At 50.2% G+C, this 16,496-nt stretch carries 14 protein-coding genes and 1 tRNA gene; all 15 read right to left on the reverse strand.

Annotation, left to right across the window (positions count from 1 at the left end):
• The coding region (gene tuf, locus Q7V48_12740; protein MDO9211596.1) for an elongation factor Tu at positions 1–995 on the reverse strand (995 nt) is incomplete at its 3' end.
• 46 nt (positions 996–1,041) lie between these two features.
• On the reverse strand, positions 1,042–3,123 hold the full coding sequence (gene fusA / locus Q7V48_12745) for an elongation factor G (protein MDO9211597.1): 2,082 nt from the start codon (positions 3,121–3,123) through the stop codon (positions 1,042–1,044).
• 96 nt (positions 3,124–3,219) lie between these two features.
• Positions 3,220–3,690 (reverse strand): 30S ribosomal protein S7, encoded by a 471-nt coding sequence (gene rpsG / locus Q7V48_12750; GenBank protein MDO9211598.1) that lies wholly within the window; start codon positions 3,688–3,690, stop codon positions 3,220–3,222.
• Between the two features lie 7 nt (positions 3,691–3,697).
• Complete coding sequence (rpsL, locus tag Q7V48_12755; protein MDO9211599.1) at positions 3,698–4,069, reverse strand: 30S ribosomal protein S12; 372 nt, start codon at positions 4,067–4,069, stop codon at positions 3,698–3,700.
• Between the two features lie 78 nt (positions 4,070–4,147).
• Entirely contained in the window at positions 4,148–8,269 is a 4,122-nt protein-coding gene (gene rpoC, locus Q7V48_12760; GenBank protein ID MDO9211600.1) for a DNA-directed RNA polymerase subunit beta', read from the reverse strand.
• Positions 8,270–8,281: 12 nt separating this feature from the next.
• Positions 8,282–12,466 carry a DNA-directed RNA polymerase subunit beta gene (gene rpoB / locus Q7V48_12765; GenBank protein ID MDO9211601.1) on the reverse strand — a complete coding sequence of 1,395 codons (4,185 nt, stop codon included), beginning with the start codon at positions 12,464–12,466 and terminating at the stop codon, positions 8,282–8,284.
• A gap of 188 nt (positions 12,467–12,654) precedes the next feature.
• Entirely contained in the window at positions 12,655–13,035 is a 381-nt protein-coding gene (gene rplL / locus Q7V48_12770; protein MDO9211602.1) for a 50S ribosomal protein L7/L12, read from the reverse strand.
• Positions 13,036–13,090: 55 nt separating this feature from the next.
• Positions 13,091–13,603, reverse strand: a complete 513-nt coding sequence (gene rplJ / locus Q7V48_12775; GenBank protein ID MDO9211603.1) for a 50S ribosomal protein L10 — start codon at positions 13,601–13,603, stop codon at positions 13,091–13,093.
• A gap of 204 nt (positions 13,604–13,807) precedes the next feature.
• Positions 13,808–14,515 carry a 50S ribosomal protein L1 gene (rplA, locus tag Q7V48_12780; GenBank protein MDO9211604.1) on the reverse strand — a complete coding sequence of 236 codons (708 nt, stop codon included), beginning with the start codon at positions 14,513–14,515 and terminating at the stop codon, positions 13,808–13,810.
• A 4-nt stretch (positions 14,516–14,519) separates the two neighbouring features.
• Complete coding sequence (gene rplK / locus Q7V48_12785; GenBank protein ID MDO9211605.1) at positions 14,520–14,948, reverse strand: 50S ribosomal protein L11; 429 nt, start codon at positions 14,946–14,948, stop codon at positions 14,520–14,522.
• Between the two features lie 15 nt (positions 14,949–14,963).
• The gene (nusG, locus tag Q7V48_12790) at positions 14,964–15,494 is read right to left on the reverse strand and encodes a transcription termination/antitermination protein NusG (protein ID MDO9211606.1); all 531 of its coding nucleotides are present in this window, start codon (positions 15,492–15,494) and stop codon (positions 14,964–14,966) included.
• Positions 15,495–15,505: 11 nt separating this feature from the next.
• A complete protein-coding gene (gene secE / locus Q7V48_12795) occupies positions 15,506–15,709 on the reverse strand; it encodes a preprotein translocase subunit SecE (GenBank protein MDO9211607.1) in 204 nt (67 codons plus the stop codon).
• A gap of 29 nt (positions 15,710–15,738) precedes the next feature.
• Positions 15,739–15,815: transfer RNA gene (locus tag Q7V48_12800), tRNA-Trp, on the reverse strand.
• A 90-nt stretch (positions 15,816–15,905) separates the two neighbouring features.
• Positions 15,906–16,055: a 50S ribosomal protein L33 gene (gene rpmG / locus Q7V48_12805; GenBank protein ID MDO9211608.1), complete on the reverse strand. Its 150-nt coding sequence runs from the start codon at positions 16,053–16,055 to the stop codon at positions 15,906–15,908.
• Positions 16,056–16,150: 95 nt separating this feature from the next.
• Positions 16,151–16,496: elongation factor Tu (gene tuf, locus Q7V48_12810; protein MDO9211609.1), on the reverse strand; the 346-nt coding region annotated here is incomplete at its 5' end.

The following is a 16,496-nucleotide window of genomic DNA, read 5'->3' on the forward strand; positions in this document are numbered from 1 at the left end:
TACCCATTAAAAAACGGCGTGTGCCGACCCCCCTCCTCCTTCGCCAACACATACACCGACCCCTTAAACTTCGTGTGCGGCGTGATACTCCCAGGCCTCGCCACCACCTGCCCACGCTCCACCTCATCCCGCTTCGTCCCACGCAACAACACCCCTATATTATCCCCAGCCTGCCCCTGATCCAATATCTTCCGAAACATCTCCACCCCAGTACACACCGTCTTAAACGTCGGCCGTATCCCAACCACCTCCACCTCATCCCCCACCTTCACCAACCCACGATCCACCCGACCCGTCACCACCGTACCACGACCCGATATCGAAAACACATCCTCTACCGGCATCAAAAACGGCTTCTCCACATCCCGCCTCGGCTCCGGAATATACTCATCCACCGCCTTCATCAACGCAAAAATCGACCCACAACTCTCACACTTCTCATCCCCACACCCATGCTGCATCGCCTTCAACGCACTCCCACGTATAATCGGTATCTCCTCCCCAGGAAACTCATACTTACTCAACAACTCCCGCAACTCCAACTCCACCAACTCAATCAACTCCGGATCATCCACCATGTCCACCTTATTCAAATACACCACCATATACGGCACCCCAACCTGCCGCGCTAACAATATATGCTCCCGCGTCTGCGGCATCGGCCCATCATCCGCCCCAACCACCAATATCGCCCCATCCATCTGCGCCGCACCCGTAATCATATTCTTTATATAATCCGCATGCCCAGGACAATCCACATGCGCATAATGCCTCTTCTCCGTCTCATACTCCACATGCGCCGTCGCTATCGTAATCCCCCTCTCCTTCTCCTCAGGCGCCTTGTCTATCTGATCAAACGGCACATACTCCGCCAGCCCCTTCACCGCTAAACACCTCGTTATCGCACTCGTCAACGTCGTCTTCCCATGATCAATATGCCCAATCGTCCCCACATTCATATGCGGCTTCGTCCGCTCAAACTTCCGCTTCGACATGTCCCCTCCTTTGCTTCAACTTCATTGGCGGTGGTTTCTCACGCCTTCAACGCTGGCGAGCTTGGGCAATGGCTTCCTCGGCAATCGCCACGGGTACGCGTTCATAATGGTCAAACTGCATGGAAAACGTAGCCCGCCCCTGAGTATTGGAGCGAAGTTGGGTGGCATATCCGAACATCTCGGCTAAGGGTACTTTCGCTTCCATCCTCTGGGCTCTATTCTGGGTTTCCAAATTGGTGATTTTTCCTCTGCGGGAACCGAGGTCGCCGCTGACTTCCCCGATGAAATCCTCAGGAACAATTACTTCCACGGCCATAATTGGCTCTAACAAGACCGGCTGGGCCCGTTTTACTCCTTCTTTGAATCCAATGGATCCAGCAATCTTAAAGGCCAATTCCGACGAATCAACTTCATGGAACGATCCGTCTAACAAAGTTACTTTTACATCTACCACCGGGTACCCAGCCAAAACCCCAACTTCCACGGCTTCCCGAATCCCTTTTTCTACAGCCGGAATGTACTCCCGAGGAATGGTTCCCCCTTTGATGGCGTTCACAAATTGGAACTTCTCTCCCGGGGGTAAGGGTTCGACCTTTAAAATTACATGCCCGTATTGCCCTCTTCCGCCTGATTGCCGAATAAATTTCCCTTCGGAACAAACAGCTTGAGTGATCGTCTCTCGATATGCCACTATGGGTTTTCCTACCTTAGCGGTAACGCCAAACTCCCGGATCAAACGATCGACAATAATCTCCAAATGCAGTTCACCCATTCCGGAAATAATGCGCTGTCCGGTTTCTGCATCTAGGTGATGGTGGAAGGAAGGGTCTTCCATTGCTAATTTTTGCAGTCCTTGGTCCAACTTCTCTTGATCCCCTTTGGCTTTGGGCTCGATGGCCATGGAGATGACTGGCTCCGGAAATTCGATCGATTCCAGGACCAACGGATGATCCTCCTCGCAGAGGGTATCTCCCGTTGTCGTTCCTTTCAAACCCACCACGGCCACGATTTCACCCGAACTGGCGCTCTTGATTTCTTCCCTTTTATTGGCATGCATCTTCAGCAGTCGCCCGATTCGTTCCCGCTTTCTCTTGCTGGAATTGTAGATGGATGAGCCGGAGGTCAATATTCCCGAATAGATCCGCAGGAAAGTGAGATTGCCGACGTAGGGGTCATTCATGATCTTGAACGCGAGAGCAGATAGAGGAGAGCCATTGGCAGGAGAACGTTCTTCTTCCAGGCCATTTTCGGGGTTGAATCCACGGATGGGAGGAACATCCAAGGGAGAAGGAAGGTAATCCACCACGGCATCCAAAAGTTGTTGTATCCCCTTATTTTTAAAAGCGGACCCACAAAGTACAGGAACGATCTTGGCATCTAAGGTCCCTTGACGAATGAGAGCTTGAACTTCTTCTGAGGAAATGGGTTCGCCCGCCAGATATTTTTCCATGAAGGCATCATCCAATTCAGCCAGACGTTCGAAGAGAGTCTCATGGTAGGCTTGGGCAATTCTAGCCAGATGCTCGGGAACTTCCTCCTCATGGAAATCCACCCCTAAGCTTCCCTCGTTGAAAAGAATTGCTTTCATCCGCAGAATATCAACGACCCCTCGAAAGTCTTCTTCTTCGCCTAAGGGGATTTGCAAGGGAAAGGGATGGGCATTGAGGCGTTCTCGGATCATCTTCACTACCCGGGGAAAGTCCGCCCCAACCCGGTCCATCTTGTTGACGAAAGCGATCCTCGGAATACCATATTTATCTGCCTGCCGCCAGACAGTTTCACTCTGCGGCTCAACCCCTCCCACCCCACAGAAAACGGCAATCACCCCATCCAAAACCCGCAGGCTTCGCTCGACTTCTATCGTGAAATCAACATGACCGGGAGTATCGATGATGTTGATGCGGTGATTTCTCCACAAGCAAGTCGTGGCGGCAGAAGTAATCGTGATCCCCCGCTCTTGCTCTTGCTCCATCCAATCCATCACCGCTGTTCCGTCATGCACCTCTCCCAGCTTGTATGAGACTCCGGTATAATAAAGGATACGCTCCGTCGTCGTAGTCTTTCCGGCGTCTATATGCGCCATGATTCCAATGTTGCGTGTTTTTTCTAATTCTGATCGATTGCCCAAAATCTTACTTCCTTTGAGAAAAACCTATCTTCCGGCTAAGCTTAATGTCATCGGGTTCACAGTTCCCACTGCTGCGGGAGTGGTCCTTTATCACCTTTACCACCGATAATGGGCAAAGGCCTTGTTGGCCTCGGCCATTTTGTGGACATCTTCTCTTTTCTTAACGGCCCCCCCCCGATTATTCGCGGCATCGATAAATTCTGCTGCTAATTTTTCCTCCATGCTCTTTTCGGATCGGTCTTTGGCATAGGTAATCAGCCAGCGAATGGCTAAAGCTGTCCGTCTTTCCGCGCGCACTTCCGTGGGCACCTGATAAGTAGCTCCTCCCACTCTACGAGATTTCACCTCGAGGATCGGTTTTACATTGTTAACAGATTTCTCGAAGAGCTTTAGCGGGTCTTCTTTCGTCCGGTCCCGGATAATTTCCATGGCTTGGTAGAGAATGCGTTCCGCCACACTTTTCTTGCCGCATTCCATGATGTTATTGATAAACTTGGCTACCCCCAAGTTTTTATACTTGGGGTCGGGGAGAATTTTCCGCTTGGTCACTACGCGTCTTCTGGGCATGCCTTCCTCACTTTGGCCTTTTGGCCCCGTATTTTGAACGGCTCTTCTTCCGGTTTTGAACCCCCACAGAATCGAGGGTCCCCCGGATGATATGATAGCGAACTCCTGGGAGATCTTTCACCCGCCCACCGCGGATTAATACAACCGAATGTTCTTGGAGGTTATGCCCTACTCCTGGAATATAGGTGGTAATCTCGTACCCGTTCGTCAAACGTACCCGGGCAACTTTTCTTAAAGCCGAGTTGGGCTTTTTGGGAGTTGAAGTGTATACTCGGATGCAAACACCCCTTCGCTGTGGCGAATTCATTAAAGCCGGGGCAGCCGTTTTTCGTTTTATTTTCCGGCGTCCGAGACGGATCAGTTGATTAATTGTGGGCATTTTCCCCCTCATTTATTAACAGCATCAAAATTTTTAATTTTACCTTATTTATCATTTTTGTCAATAGTTTATTAAATTTCAGGCATTTTTTTCTGAATTTTCTCTCTCTTCTTCTTCCCCTTCTACTTTAATCCCTATATTCCGGTACCGCGGAAGACCCGTTCCCGCCGGGATCAACCGACCAAGGATCACGTTTTCCTTTAACCCGCGGAGGAAGTCTGTCTTCCCGCTAATGGCAGCTTGAGTTAGAACTTTGGTCGTTTCCTGGAAGGAAGCGGCAGAAATGAAACCCTCCGTACTCAACGAGGCTTTGGTCACACCTAAAAGAAGAGGCTCGGCTACAGCAGGCTGTTTGCCGGCATTCTCCAGCCGCTCATTTTCTTCCTCAAAGACATGTCGTTCCACATACTCCCCGACCAGGAAATTGGAGTCCCCCACTTCCTTGATCATTACCCTGCGAAGCATTTGCTTGACGATAACCTCGATATGTTTGTCGTTGATCTTCACTCCTTGAAGGCGATAGACTTCTTGAACTTCATCGACCAAATAGCGCGCTAAATCCTCTACTCCCAGGATGGAAAGAATATCGTGAGGGTTCGAAGATCCGTCCATTAAAGCCTCGCCGGCTTTGACTCTTTCGCCTTCATGAACACTAATATGTTTTCCTTTGGGAATCGAATATTCCTTAGGTTCACCCACCTCGGGTGTAATGATTACTTTACGTTTCCCCTTGGTGTCCCTGCCAAAAGAGACGCCCCCCGTGATTTCACTAATGACGGCAAACTCTTTAGGCTTGCGAGCCTCGAAAAGTTCTACCACCCGTGGTAAACCTCCGGTTATATCTTTGGTTTTTGTTGTCTCTCTGGGAATTTTGGCAATGACATCTCCCTGGTGCACCATATCTCCTTCGGTGACGACGATATGAGCGCCAACGGGAAGAAGATAACGGGCCATGGCTTCTGAGCCGGGGAGCTTCAAAGTCCGCCCGCGTTCATCCTTGATGGACACCCGCGGTCGGGCTTCCGGATCCTTAGCCTCAGAGACGACCTTGGTTGAAAAACCCGTCACCTCATCCAACTGCTCCTGCATGGTAACGCCTTCGACAATGTCCCCAAATTTTATCCGCCCAGAACCTTCGGTTAAAATGGGAATGGTATAGGGATCCCATTCGGCAATCAGGTCTCCCCCTTTCACAAGCTGTCCGTTTCCAACCTTAATCTTTGCCCCGTAGATGATCGGATAACGTTCGCGTTCTCTCCCGGTTTCGTCTGCCAGAGCCAGTTCCCCATTCCGGTTCATAACTACCCAATCCCCACCTTTATTCCGCACCGTGGAGAGGTTGATAAATTTCACTCGCCCGTCGTTCCGCGGTTGTAAAGTGGTTTGTTCTGCCCGTCGGCTGGCGGTACCCCCAATATGGAAGGTGCGCATGGTTAATTGGGTCCCCGGCTCACCGATGGACTGAGCAGCGATAATTCCTACTGCTTCTCCGATGTTGACCATCTGGCCGCGGGCCAGATCCCGCCCGTAGCATTTTACGCAAACTCCCCGTTTCGAGCGACAGGTCAACACCGAGCGAATCTTAACTTTTTCCAACCCGGCATTCTCGATCTTTTCCACGAATTTCTCATCAATTTCCTCATTGGCTTTGATGATAACTTCTTCGGTAAAAGGATCGGCGATATCCTCTAAAGCGACCCGCCCGAGGATGCGCTCTCCGATGGGCTCTATGATCTCTCCGCCTTCCACCAAGGGAGTCACAAAAATGCCCTCTAATGTCCCGCAATCCTCTTCGGCAACCACCATATCTTGGGCCACGTCCACCAGCCTGCGGGTCAAATAGCCGGAATTGGCCGTCTTAAGTGCGGTGTCCGCCAGACCTTTGCGCGCTCCGTGGGTGGAGATAAAGTATTGCAAAACCGTCAACCCTTCCCGGAAATTGGCAGTGATGGGGGTCTCAATGATTTCCCCCGAGGGCTTGGCCATCAAGCCACGCATTCCGGCAAGTTGGCGAATCTGCTGGGCACTTCCCCGGGCTCCTGAATCGGCCATCATGAATATGGGATTGAAAGAGGGTACGCGTTTTTTCTTTCCACTAGGATCGGTGATCATGACCGTACCTAGCTCCTCAAGGATTTCAAAACCAATGTTTTCAGTCACCTGAGCCCAGATGTCTACTACTTTGTTGTACCGTTCTCCGTCTGTAATCAACCCTTCTTTATATTGATTTTCGATCTCCAGAACCTCTTGGTTGGCTCTTTGTAACAGCTCAGCTTTCCGCGGGGGGATGACCATATCGTCGATGCAGATGGAAATTCCGGCCTGGGTGGCATAATGGAAACCCAGATCTTTGAGTTGGTCGGCTAAGATGACCGTTTTTTTATTCCCGGCAAATCGATAACACTGGTCAACCAGAGTGGCTAGTTCTTTTTTATTCAAAACTTTATTGATAAAAGAAAAAGGAATTTCGGAGGGTAGAATTTCTCGCAATAGGACCCGGCCCACGGTCGTTTCCACCCGTTCGGTGTGACCGTCGGCCCCCAAGCGTACCTTAATGACCGCATGCAAATCCACTTCCCCAGCATCATAGGCCATCCGCACTTCTTCGGGGCCGGAGAAGATCTTCCCTTCCCCTTTGACCGAACGCTTCTCCCGGGTCATATAATAGAGCCCCAAGACGATGTCCTGGGTGGGTACGATAATAGGCTTTCCATGAGCCGGAGAAAGAATATTATTAGTGGACATCATCAACACCCGCGCTTCGATCTGGGCTTCAATAGAGAGGGGAATGTGCACGGCCATCTGATCACCATCAAAATCGGCGTTGAAGGCGGAACAGACCAGCGGGTGTAATTGAATGGCCTTTCCTTCAATGAGGACTGGCTCAAAAGCTTGGATGCCCAGGCGATGCAGAGTAGGGGCTCGATTAAGCAAGACGGGGTACTCGCGGACAATCTCGCTTAGCGTTTCCCATACTTCATCTTTTTCCTGCTCTACCATTTTCTTAGCACTTTTAATGGTCGTTACATAACCTTTTACCTCGAGGCGGTTGTAAATGAAAGGTTTAAATAATTCCAAGGCCATTTTTTTAGGAAGGCCGCATTGGTGAAGTCGTAAGTCAGGACCTACAACAATTACCGACCTTCCGGAATAATCCACCCGTTTCCCCAGTAAATTCTGCCGGAACCGCCCTTGTTTTCCTTTAAGCATATCGGAAAGGGATTTGAGCGGTCTACCGTTAGATCCCAGGAGGGCCTTGCCTCCCCGTCCGTTATCGAATAAAGCGTCCACAGCCTCCTGAAGCATGCGCTTCTCGTTGCGGATAATAATCTCAGGCGCACTCAACTCTTGTAAACGTTTGAGACGGTTATTACGATTGATTACCCGCCTATATAGGTCATTCAAATCCGAGGTCGCAAATCGCCCTCCATCCAGGGGAACTAAGGGCCGCAGATCTGGAGGAATAACCGGAATCACTTCCAAGATCATCCATTCGGGCTTATTTCCAGAATCCTTAAAGGAATCGACAATTTTCAACCGTTTGGCGATTTTTTTCTTTTTTACCTCGGAGGAAGCTTCCCGCATCTCCACCCGTAACTGGTCGGAGAGGGTGTTCACGTTCACCTTCCGCAGAAGCTCACGGATCGCCTCCGCTCCCATTCCAGCAACGAAAGAATCAGCTCCGTGTTCTTCTATAGCTTTGCGGTATCGTTCATCGCTGAGAAGCTCCTTTTCCTTAAGTGGTGTACCCTTAGGGTTAATCACCACGTAAGCCTCGAAGTAAAGTACTTTTTCCAATTCCCGCAAGGTCATGTCCAGGAGGTTGCCGATGCGGCTGGGAAGGCTTTTCAAGAACCAAATATGGGCCACAGGAGCGGCCATTTCGATGTGGCCAAGTCGTTCCCGTCTTACCTTGGACTGGATGACCTCCACGCCGCATTTCTCGCAGACCACTCCCCTATGTTTCATTCGTTTATACTTGCCGCAGTTGCACTCATAATCCTTGGTAGGCCCGAAGATTTTGGCACAAAATAAGCCATCCCTTTCGGGTTTAAAGGTGCGGTAATTGATGGTCTCTGGCTTCTTGACTTCCCCGTAGGACCAAGCGCGAATTTTTTCGGGGGAGGCCAACGAAATGCGCACGGCATTGAAGGCCATCGAATATTTGGGTTTCTCAAAAAAACTAAAAAGATCTTCCAAAGCCATTCCCCCTTATGCTTCTTCTTTTTCCAGAAGCTCCATGTCCAAGCAAAGGCTCTGCAGCTCTTTGACCAGGACGTTAAACGATTCAGGGACCCCAGCTTCCAAGTTATGGCCCCCCTTGACAATGGTCTCGTACATCCGCGTCCGGCCAAGTACATCATCCGACTTTACCGTCAAGAACTCTTGCAGTGCGTAGCCAGCACCGTAGGCTTCCAGGGCCCAGACTTCCATCTCTCCCAAACGCTGCCCGCCAAACTGAGCCTTCCCTCCCAGGGGCTGCTGGGTAATCAGGGAGTAGGGACCTACAGACCGAGCGTGAATCTTGTCGTCTACCAGGTGGTGAAGTTTCATCATATAGATGACTCCCACCGTGACCTTTTGGTGGAAAGGTTCTCCCGTTCGACCGTCAAAAAGGGTCGCCTGACCTGTAACCGGAAGCCCCCCTTCCTTTAGAGCCCTTTTAATCTCTTCTTCTGTGGCCCCATCGAAAGCTGGAGAAGCCATGTAAATTCCCCGGGACAGAGTTTGAACATACTCCCGCACTTCCTCATCATCCAGGTCCTTGATTAACGCCAAAAAAGTTTCTGAATGATCAATCTTTTTAATTTTTTCCCGCAGGGCTTTCGGGTTGTATTCTTTCTCAATAATACGGTTGATTTGTTCCCCAAGGCCCTTGGCAGCCCACCCCAAATGAGTTTCCAAGATTTGCCCCACATTCATTCGCGAGGGAACCCCCAAAGGATTAAGAATGATGTCCACTGCCGTTCCGTCTTCTAAATAGGGCATATCTTCTTCGGGAAGGATACGAGAAATAACTCCCTTATTCCCGTGGCGGCCAGCCATTTTGTCTCCTACCGAGAGTTTTCGTTTAATCGCCACATCAACCTTGACCATCTTAATCACTCCGGGAGGAAGTTCATCGGCTTTCTTCAAACGGGCAATTTTTTTCTCAAAGGCTCCCTTAATAACCTGTGCCCGTTCATCCAGCTGTTCCCATATCTTTTCGGCTTCTACTTTTTTCTTGGGGTTCTGGATGTTTAAATCCCGGAGACGCGAATCTGAAATGTCGGCCAATATCTCTTTGGTCAACTTGGTATTCTTGGGGACCAGCGTCTTACCGCTGCGCTCCTCCGCAACCCGCGTGGTTAAAACTTCATTCAGGAAAAGCCTGCGCACCTTCTGGGCAGCGAGGTGTTGCACGATTTGTACTTCATCCTCCTGGTCCCGGTGGCTGCGGGCGATTTCTTCTTCTTCGATAGATTTGGCCCGGGTGTCTTTTTCCACGCCACGCCGACTAAAAATCTTCGCGCCAATCACGGTCCCTTCTACACCCGGTGGAACTCGAAGGGAGGTGTCCTTGACGGCTCCGGCTTTCTCCCCGAAAATCGCCCGCAGAAGTTTTTCTTCCGGAGAGGGCTGGGTCTCACCTTTGGGAGTAATCTTCCCAACTAGAATATCTCCTGCTTTTACTTCGGCACCGATGCGGATGATTCCGCTTTCATCCAGGTTTTTCAAAGATTCATCCCCGAGGTTGGGAATATCCTGGGTGATCTCTTCCCGGCCCAGTTTCGTATCCCGAGCGACGACTTCGAATTCCTCAATATGGATGGAGGTAAAACTGTCATCTTTGACGACCCTTTCGCTAATCAGGATCGAATCCTCAAAGTTATATCCCCCCCAAGGCATAAAGGCTACCAGCACATTCCGACCCAATGCTAACTCTCCGCTCTGAGTTGCTGGCCCGTCAGCAATGATCTGGCCCTTTTGTATTCGCTGACCTTCCCGCACGATGGGTTTTTGATTGATGCAGGTATTTTGGTTAGAACGCTGGTATTTGATCAAATTATAAATATCCACCTCGGATCGGGGGCCATTCCGACTGGCATTATCGGCTCGGACGATGATGCGGGATGAGTCCACCTTCTCCACTACACCATCTCGCTCAGCCACCACTGTGACCCCTGAATCTCGAGCCACCACACCTTCCATTCCCGTACCAATCAACGGGGCGTCAGCCTGCAGCAAGGGGACAGCCTGGCGCTGCATATTCGAGCCCATCAAAGCCCGGTTGGCATCATCATGCTCCAAAAAAGGAATCAAAGAAGCAGCTACACTCACCAATTGAGTGGGGGAAACGTCCATCAGGTTGATTTCTTCGGGCCGCACTAAGGTGGCCTCGCCAGCGATGCGAGCTTGGATCAGGTCCGCTGTGAATCTCCCTTTCGTATCCACTGCAGCATTGGCTTGGGCAATCACCCGGTTTTCATCTTCTTGTAAGGCGGAAAGATACTCGATTTCTTCCGTAACTTGCCCATTTACCACTTTCCGGTAAGGGGTAACAATAAAGCCGAGGGGATCCACTTTGGCGTAAGTACTCAGAGATGCAATGAGACCGATATTAGGACCTTCGGGGGTTTCAATCGGGCATATCCGGCCATAATGGGTTGGATGGACGTCCCGAACTTCGAAGCCCGCTCGCTCCCGGGTCAATCCTCCTGGCCCGAGGGCCGATAGGCGCCTTTTATGGGTAATCTCGGAAAGAGGGTTGGTCTGGTCCATAAATTGCGATAGTTGCGAGGATCCAAAGAATTCCTTCACCACCGCGGAAACGGGCTTGGGGTTGATTAAATCATGGGGCATGAGAGTTTCTACGTCCTGTAAACTCATCCGTTCCTTAATGGCCCTCTCCATCCGAACGAGGCCAATCCGGTATTGATTTTCTAAGAGCTCGCCCACAGCCCTTACCCTGCGGTTCCCCAGATGATCAATATCGTCGACTTCCCCCACCCCATCTTTCAGTCCGATCAAATATTTCACCGTTTCCAGGATGTCTTCTTTCCGCAAAACACGACAGTCCAAAGGGGCATCCAACTTCAAACGGTGGTTAATCTTCAACCGGCCTACACGGGAAAGATCATATCGATCGGGGTTGAAAAATAAGTTATCGAAAAAAATCTTCGCCGTCTCTAACGTTGGAGGTTCACTGGGTCGCAGACGACGGTAAATCTCTAAGATGGCGTTATAAACCGTAATCGGAGTTTTGTCCTGAGGGTTATGCTTCCGGTATTCTTCGATGGGTCGGGTTTCCGTATCGTCAATTCGATCCGAACTTAAAGTGTCCCGGAGAGATGAAGAGACGTTTAACTGGTCGATGAACAGAATGTCGATTCCTTTCACCCCCGCTTGGCGCATCTCCCCCACTTTTTCGACAGTTAGCTCGGTATTGGCTGAAAACAAAATCTCCCCAGTTTTGGGCTGGAAAACGTCACGGGCCAAGTATCGACCCGCCAGATCGGCTGGTTCGATAGTTACGGCTTTTACCTTGGCGTCCATCAATTTTTTCAAGGCCGGCCGGGTGATTTTCCGGTTCTTGCGGATGAGCAATTCCCCAGTGTGAGGGTGCTTGATATCCTCTGTCGCCCGCTTGTTGACCAGCAGATCGAAATCGACATTCTTGGTAATTTTATCTTCGAAGAAAAATGTCTTTTCGGTCTGATAGAAGTAATGGAGCAATTCCTCTGGAGAATCCCCCAAAGCTCGCAACAGAATGGTAACGGGTAACTTCCGCCGGCGGTCGATACGAACATAAAGCAGACCTTTGGTGTCAAACTCCAGGTCGAGCCAAGAACCCCGGTGAGAAATGATCCTTCCTGAGTAAAGAGGTTTTCCGGTGTGAGTTTTCCCTTTTTCGTGCTCAAAGAGAATCCCAGGAGATCGGTGAAGCTGGCTGACGATAACCCGTTCCGTCCCGTTGATTACAAACGTTCCTTTGTCGGTCATCAAGGGAATTTCGCCAAAGTAAACTTCCTGCTCTTTAATATCGCGAACGCGGGGCTTGCCTTTTCGTTCTTCCTCGTCCACCTCATACGTAATCAGTCGGACTACCACTTTCAAGGGAGCCGCATAGGTCATCCCTCTTTGACGGCATTCATCCACTTCATATTTGGGATCGCCCAGGGAATAGGAGACAAATTCCATAGAGGCTGTTTCGTTAAAGGCACGGATGGGAAAAACACTCTTGAACACCGCTTGCATGCCGATGTCCTGTCGATCCTCAGGGGAAACATCCTTTTGCAGAAAACTCTCATAAGACTGCCTCTGGACATCGATCAAATTAGGAATGTCCATGATTTTTTCAATCTTAGAAAAATTTAAACGAACGATCGGATGGCCGCTCGACGACATAGACGCCATTCCTTATTCCCTCCCATCCTGTTGTCGTTTTGACAACGGCAATTCACGGCTAAAAAATGCTATCATCAAGATGCAAGCTTGTACTGCTGCTAGCCGCAGCCAAAGGTTTTTTGCCTACCATCTTAAAAATCAACGCGCATCTGGGTCCCTCAAATATTTGGGGCTTCCCCACTGCCCTCGTCTAGGCCTTATTTGATTTCTACGGTAGCGCCTACTTCCTCTAACTTCTTCTTAATGCTCTCGGCCTCGTCTTTAGAGACCCCTTCTTTGACCGGCTTGGGCACGCCTTCCACTAAGTCCTTAGCCTCTTTCAATCCCAGGATGGTCAACTCGCGCACCACTTTGATAACCTGGATTTTTTTCTCACCCACGTTGGTCAGGACTACGTCAAATTCCGTTTTTTCCTCGGCTACGGGCGCCGCTTGTCCCGCGCCTGCTGCCGGCGCAGCGGCCACTGCAAAAGCTGCAGCTGATACCCCCCATTTTTGTTCCAAAAGTTTGGACAATTCCGCGGCCTCTAATAGGGTCAAGCCACTCAATTCTTCCACGATTTTCTGTAAATCAGCCATCTTTCCTTCTCCTTCGGGATGTAATTTTGATCTTGAAAGATCATCTCAAAAATCTTTATTCTTTTTGGCTTTTGGCCTTCAATAGCTGGGCCAAGCGCGTACCGGGGGTCACAAGCAAACGAACCAGGTTTGAGGCCGGAGCTTGAATTAACCCCAAAATCTTGGCCCTGAGCTCATCGAGGCTCGGAAGCGTTACCCAGCTTTGAATCTCCACCGGTCCCCATAGCTTTCCTTCAGAGCATGCTACCAAGATATGCAATTCCGGAAACTCTTTGGCGAATTTGGCCAAAATCCGGGCAGGAGCCACGGGGTCTGTTTCGCTCCACGCCACAGCGATAGGCCCTTCTAATGCCTTTACCAAAGGCTCCTTTTCTGTACCCTGAATCGCCAGCCGTAAAAGGGTGTTTTTGACAATGCGATACTCCACGGCGGCTTTACGTAGCTCCCGGCGAAGCTTGGTCATCTTTTCCACGTTAAGGCCCGAAAAGCGAGTCAAAATCGCCACTTTCGCCTGGGTCATCCGTTGCTGGAGATCGGCAACAACTTTACGTTTATCCTCTCGCTTCAAATCTCAATCTCCTTTCTGCCTCACCTTTTCACTCCAGCCGTTCGATGTGGAAAAGACCGTAGATCGGGATGATCTTCCCCCAAAATTTCATCCTTCCAGAGTTTTATTCTGTCTCGGTAGGCCGGAGTATTCCGCTTAAGCGCAACGAAGCGTACCTACGGTCTCAGACAAACCATTACAGTTCGTAGAATTTCTAACTTCAACTTATGGCTTCATCGCCCCACGGAGAGCGTTGGGATCGAGTTTGATCCCAGGCCCCATGGTTGTCGAAATGGCAATACTTTTAAGATAGGTCCCCTTGCTCGAGGCAGGTTTGGCCCGGATAATCACATCCATGAGGGCTAAAACATTTTCTTTCAACTTTCCTTCTTCGAAAGAAACTTTGCCTACAGTGGTGTGGACGATGCCGGTTTTTTCCACTTTGAACTCCACTCGCCCGGCTTTAAGCTCTTTTACGGCCTTTCCTACGTCAAAAGTTACCGTTCCCACTTTAGGGTTGGGCATCAAGCCCCGGGGCCCTAAAATTTTCCCTAGCTTTCCCACCATCCCCATCATGTCCGGGGTGGCGATGGCTTTATCAAAATCCGTCCAGCCGCTGGTAATTTTTTCCGCCAGATCATCAGCCCCCACAAAATCTGCCCCGGCTTCCTGGGCTTCTTTTTCTTTTTCCCCTTTGGCGAAGACCAAAATTTTTATCGTCTTGCCCACTCCATGAGGAAGGGGGACCGTGCCCCGCACCATCTGGTCCGCGTGCTTGGGGTTAACGCCCAAGCGGATAGCCATGTCCACGCTCTCGTCAAACTTGGCCCGGGCGGATTCTTTAAGTAATTTTAAACCTGAGTCCAGGTCGTACTTTGTGGTGCGGTCAATTTTCTTTCTCTCTTCCAAATAGATTTTGCTTCTTTTACCCATGGTTTTACCCTTCTATGATGTCTATGCCCATCGACCTAGCCGTTCCTGCTATGGTCAAGATGGCAGCATCCAAGCTGGCGGCGTTCAGATCTGGAAGTTTCGTCTGGGCGATCTCCCTCACCTGCGCCCGCGTAACCTGACCTACTTTCGCTCGGTTGGGTTCTCCAGACCCTTTGATGATCCCCGCGGCCTTTTTCAACAAAACGGCGGCTGGTGGAGTTTTGGTGACGAAAGAGAAAGATCGGTCAGCGTAGATGGTGATCACGACCGGAATGATCATACCTTCCTGGTTTTTGGTCTGAGCGTTAAAGGCCTTGCAGAATTCCATGATGTTCACCCCGTGCTGACCGAGGGCAGGTCCTACAGGGGGTGAAGGGTTCGCTTGCCCAGCGGGAATTTGCAGCTTCACCATGCTGATTATTTTTTTAGCCATCTTCGTCCTCTTCTCTCAATTCTTTTTTACCTGGGCAAAATCCAATTCTACGGGGGTAGAGCGCCCAAAAATACTTACCAAAATACGAACTTTCCCTTTTTCTGGATTTACCGCCTCCACCAAACCATTAAAGTTAGAGAAAGGCCCATCCACCACTCGGACTTGATCGCCCTTCTCGAAGGTCATGCGATGTTTCGGCCGCAGGAGACCCTCGCTCATCTGATTCTTTATTTCCTCCACTTCTTTATCCGGGATGGCCGTAGGGTTCGCCCGATTTCCTACAAATCCAGTAACTTTCGGAGTATCTTTTACGATGTGCCAAGTTTCGTCATTCAGTTCCAGCTTGACCAAGATGTACCCCGGGAAGAACTTACGCGAGGATGCCTTTTTCTTTCCTTTGATCATCTCGATCACTTTTTCGGCGGGGACGAGAACTTCTGAAAAGAGTTCTTCTTTCTTGGCCGATTTAATCCGCTCCTCTAATACAGATTTCACTTTGTTCTCAAACCCCGAATACGTATGCACAACGTACCACTTTTGGGCCATGGATCCGACCTCTAACCTAAAAATATTTTAATCAAATGCGAAAGACCCAAATCAACAATTCCCAAGAAAAAAGCCACCAAGACCACGGTGATCAATACTACAGAAGTAGAGGCGATGGTCTCTTTCCTTGAGGGCCAGGTAACTTTCTTCAACTCCACCCGCACCTCACGAAAAAATTGCTTTGCCCTTTGCCAAAATTCCTTGATCTTTTCCATTTTATTATCCTGGGGCAAAAGTTTTTACTTGGCAGGCCAGGAGGGATTCGAACCCCCATCACCCGGATTTGGAGTCCGGTGCTCTAGCCGTTAGAGCTACTGGCCTGTTATTTCAAACGTCCTTCCACTGATCGATTGAGCGACTGCCGATAAAAGAGGAAAAGCCCGCTTACGCTGCAGTTTTTCTTTGTCGCCTCTACTTGGTTTCCTTGTGCGGAGTGTGGGTGCGACAGAATCGGCAATACTTCTTGAATTCCAGTTTGTCCGGGGTTGAGCGCTTATTTTTGGTAGTGGTGTAATTTCTACGCTTGCATTGCCCACAAGCTAGGGTCACTATTTCTCTCACAACTTCTCCTCATATCCAAAAAGAACCCCGCTCGCTTCATAATGAATTTATGAGGTCCTTTAGCTTTTTAGGGGGTATTTATATATCGCAAAAAATTATTCGATGATTTCGGCGATGACTCCGGCACCTACCGTCCGACCCCCCTCCCGAATCGCAAACCGTAACTCCTTCTCCATCGCAATCGGCGTAATCAACTGCACCTCAAAACCCACACTGTCCCCAGGCATCACCATCTCCACCCCTTCCGGCAACGTCACCACCCCCGTCACATCCGTCGTCCGAAAATAAAACTGCGGCCGATACCCATTAAAAAACGGCGTGTGCCGACCCCCCTCCTCCTTCGCCAACACATACACCGACCCCTTAAACTTCGTGTGCGGCGTGATACTCCCAGGCCTCGCCACCACCTGCCCACGCTCCACCTCATCCCGCTTCGTCCCA

It is taken from the genome of Deltaproteobacteria bacterium, from assembly GCA_030654105.1.
Lineage (GTDB): Bacteria > Desulfobacterota > SM23-61 > SM23-61 > SM23-61 > JAHJQK01.

Bases quoted from the DNA above. Each gene is read 5' to 3' on its own strand.
- rpsG (MDO9211598.1), bottom strand. From the start codon at position 3,690: ATGCCCAGAAGACGCGTAGTGACCAAGCGGAAAATTCTCCCCGACCCC.
- rpsL (MDO9211599.1), bottom strand. From the start codon at position 4,069: ATGCCCACAATTAATCAACTGATCCGTCTCGGACGCCGGAAAATAAAA.
- rpoB (MDO9211601.1), bottom strand. From the start codon at position 12,466: ATGGCGTCTATGTCGTCGAGCGGCCATCCGATCGTTCGTTTAAATTTT.
- rplL (MDO9211602.1), bottom strand. From the start codon at position 13,035: ATGGCTGATTTACAGAAAATCGTGGAAGAATTGAGTGGCTTGACCCTA.
- rplA (MDO9211604.1), bottom strand. From the start codon at position 14,515: ATGGGTAAAAGAAGCAAAATCTATTTGGAAGAGAGAAAGAAAATTGAC.
- rplK (MDO9211605.1), bottom strand. From the start codon at position 14,948: ATGGCTAAAAAAATAATCAGCATGGTGAAGCTGCAAATTCCCGCTGGG.
- nusG (MDO9211606.1), bottom strand. From the start codon at position 15,494: ATGGCCCAAAAGTGGTACGTTGTGCATACGTATTCGGGGTTTGAGAAC.
- secE (MDO9211607.1), bottom strand. From the start codon at position 15,709: ATGGAAAAGATCAAGGAATTTTGGCAAAGGGCAAAGCAATTTTTTCGT.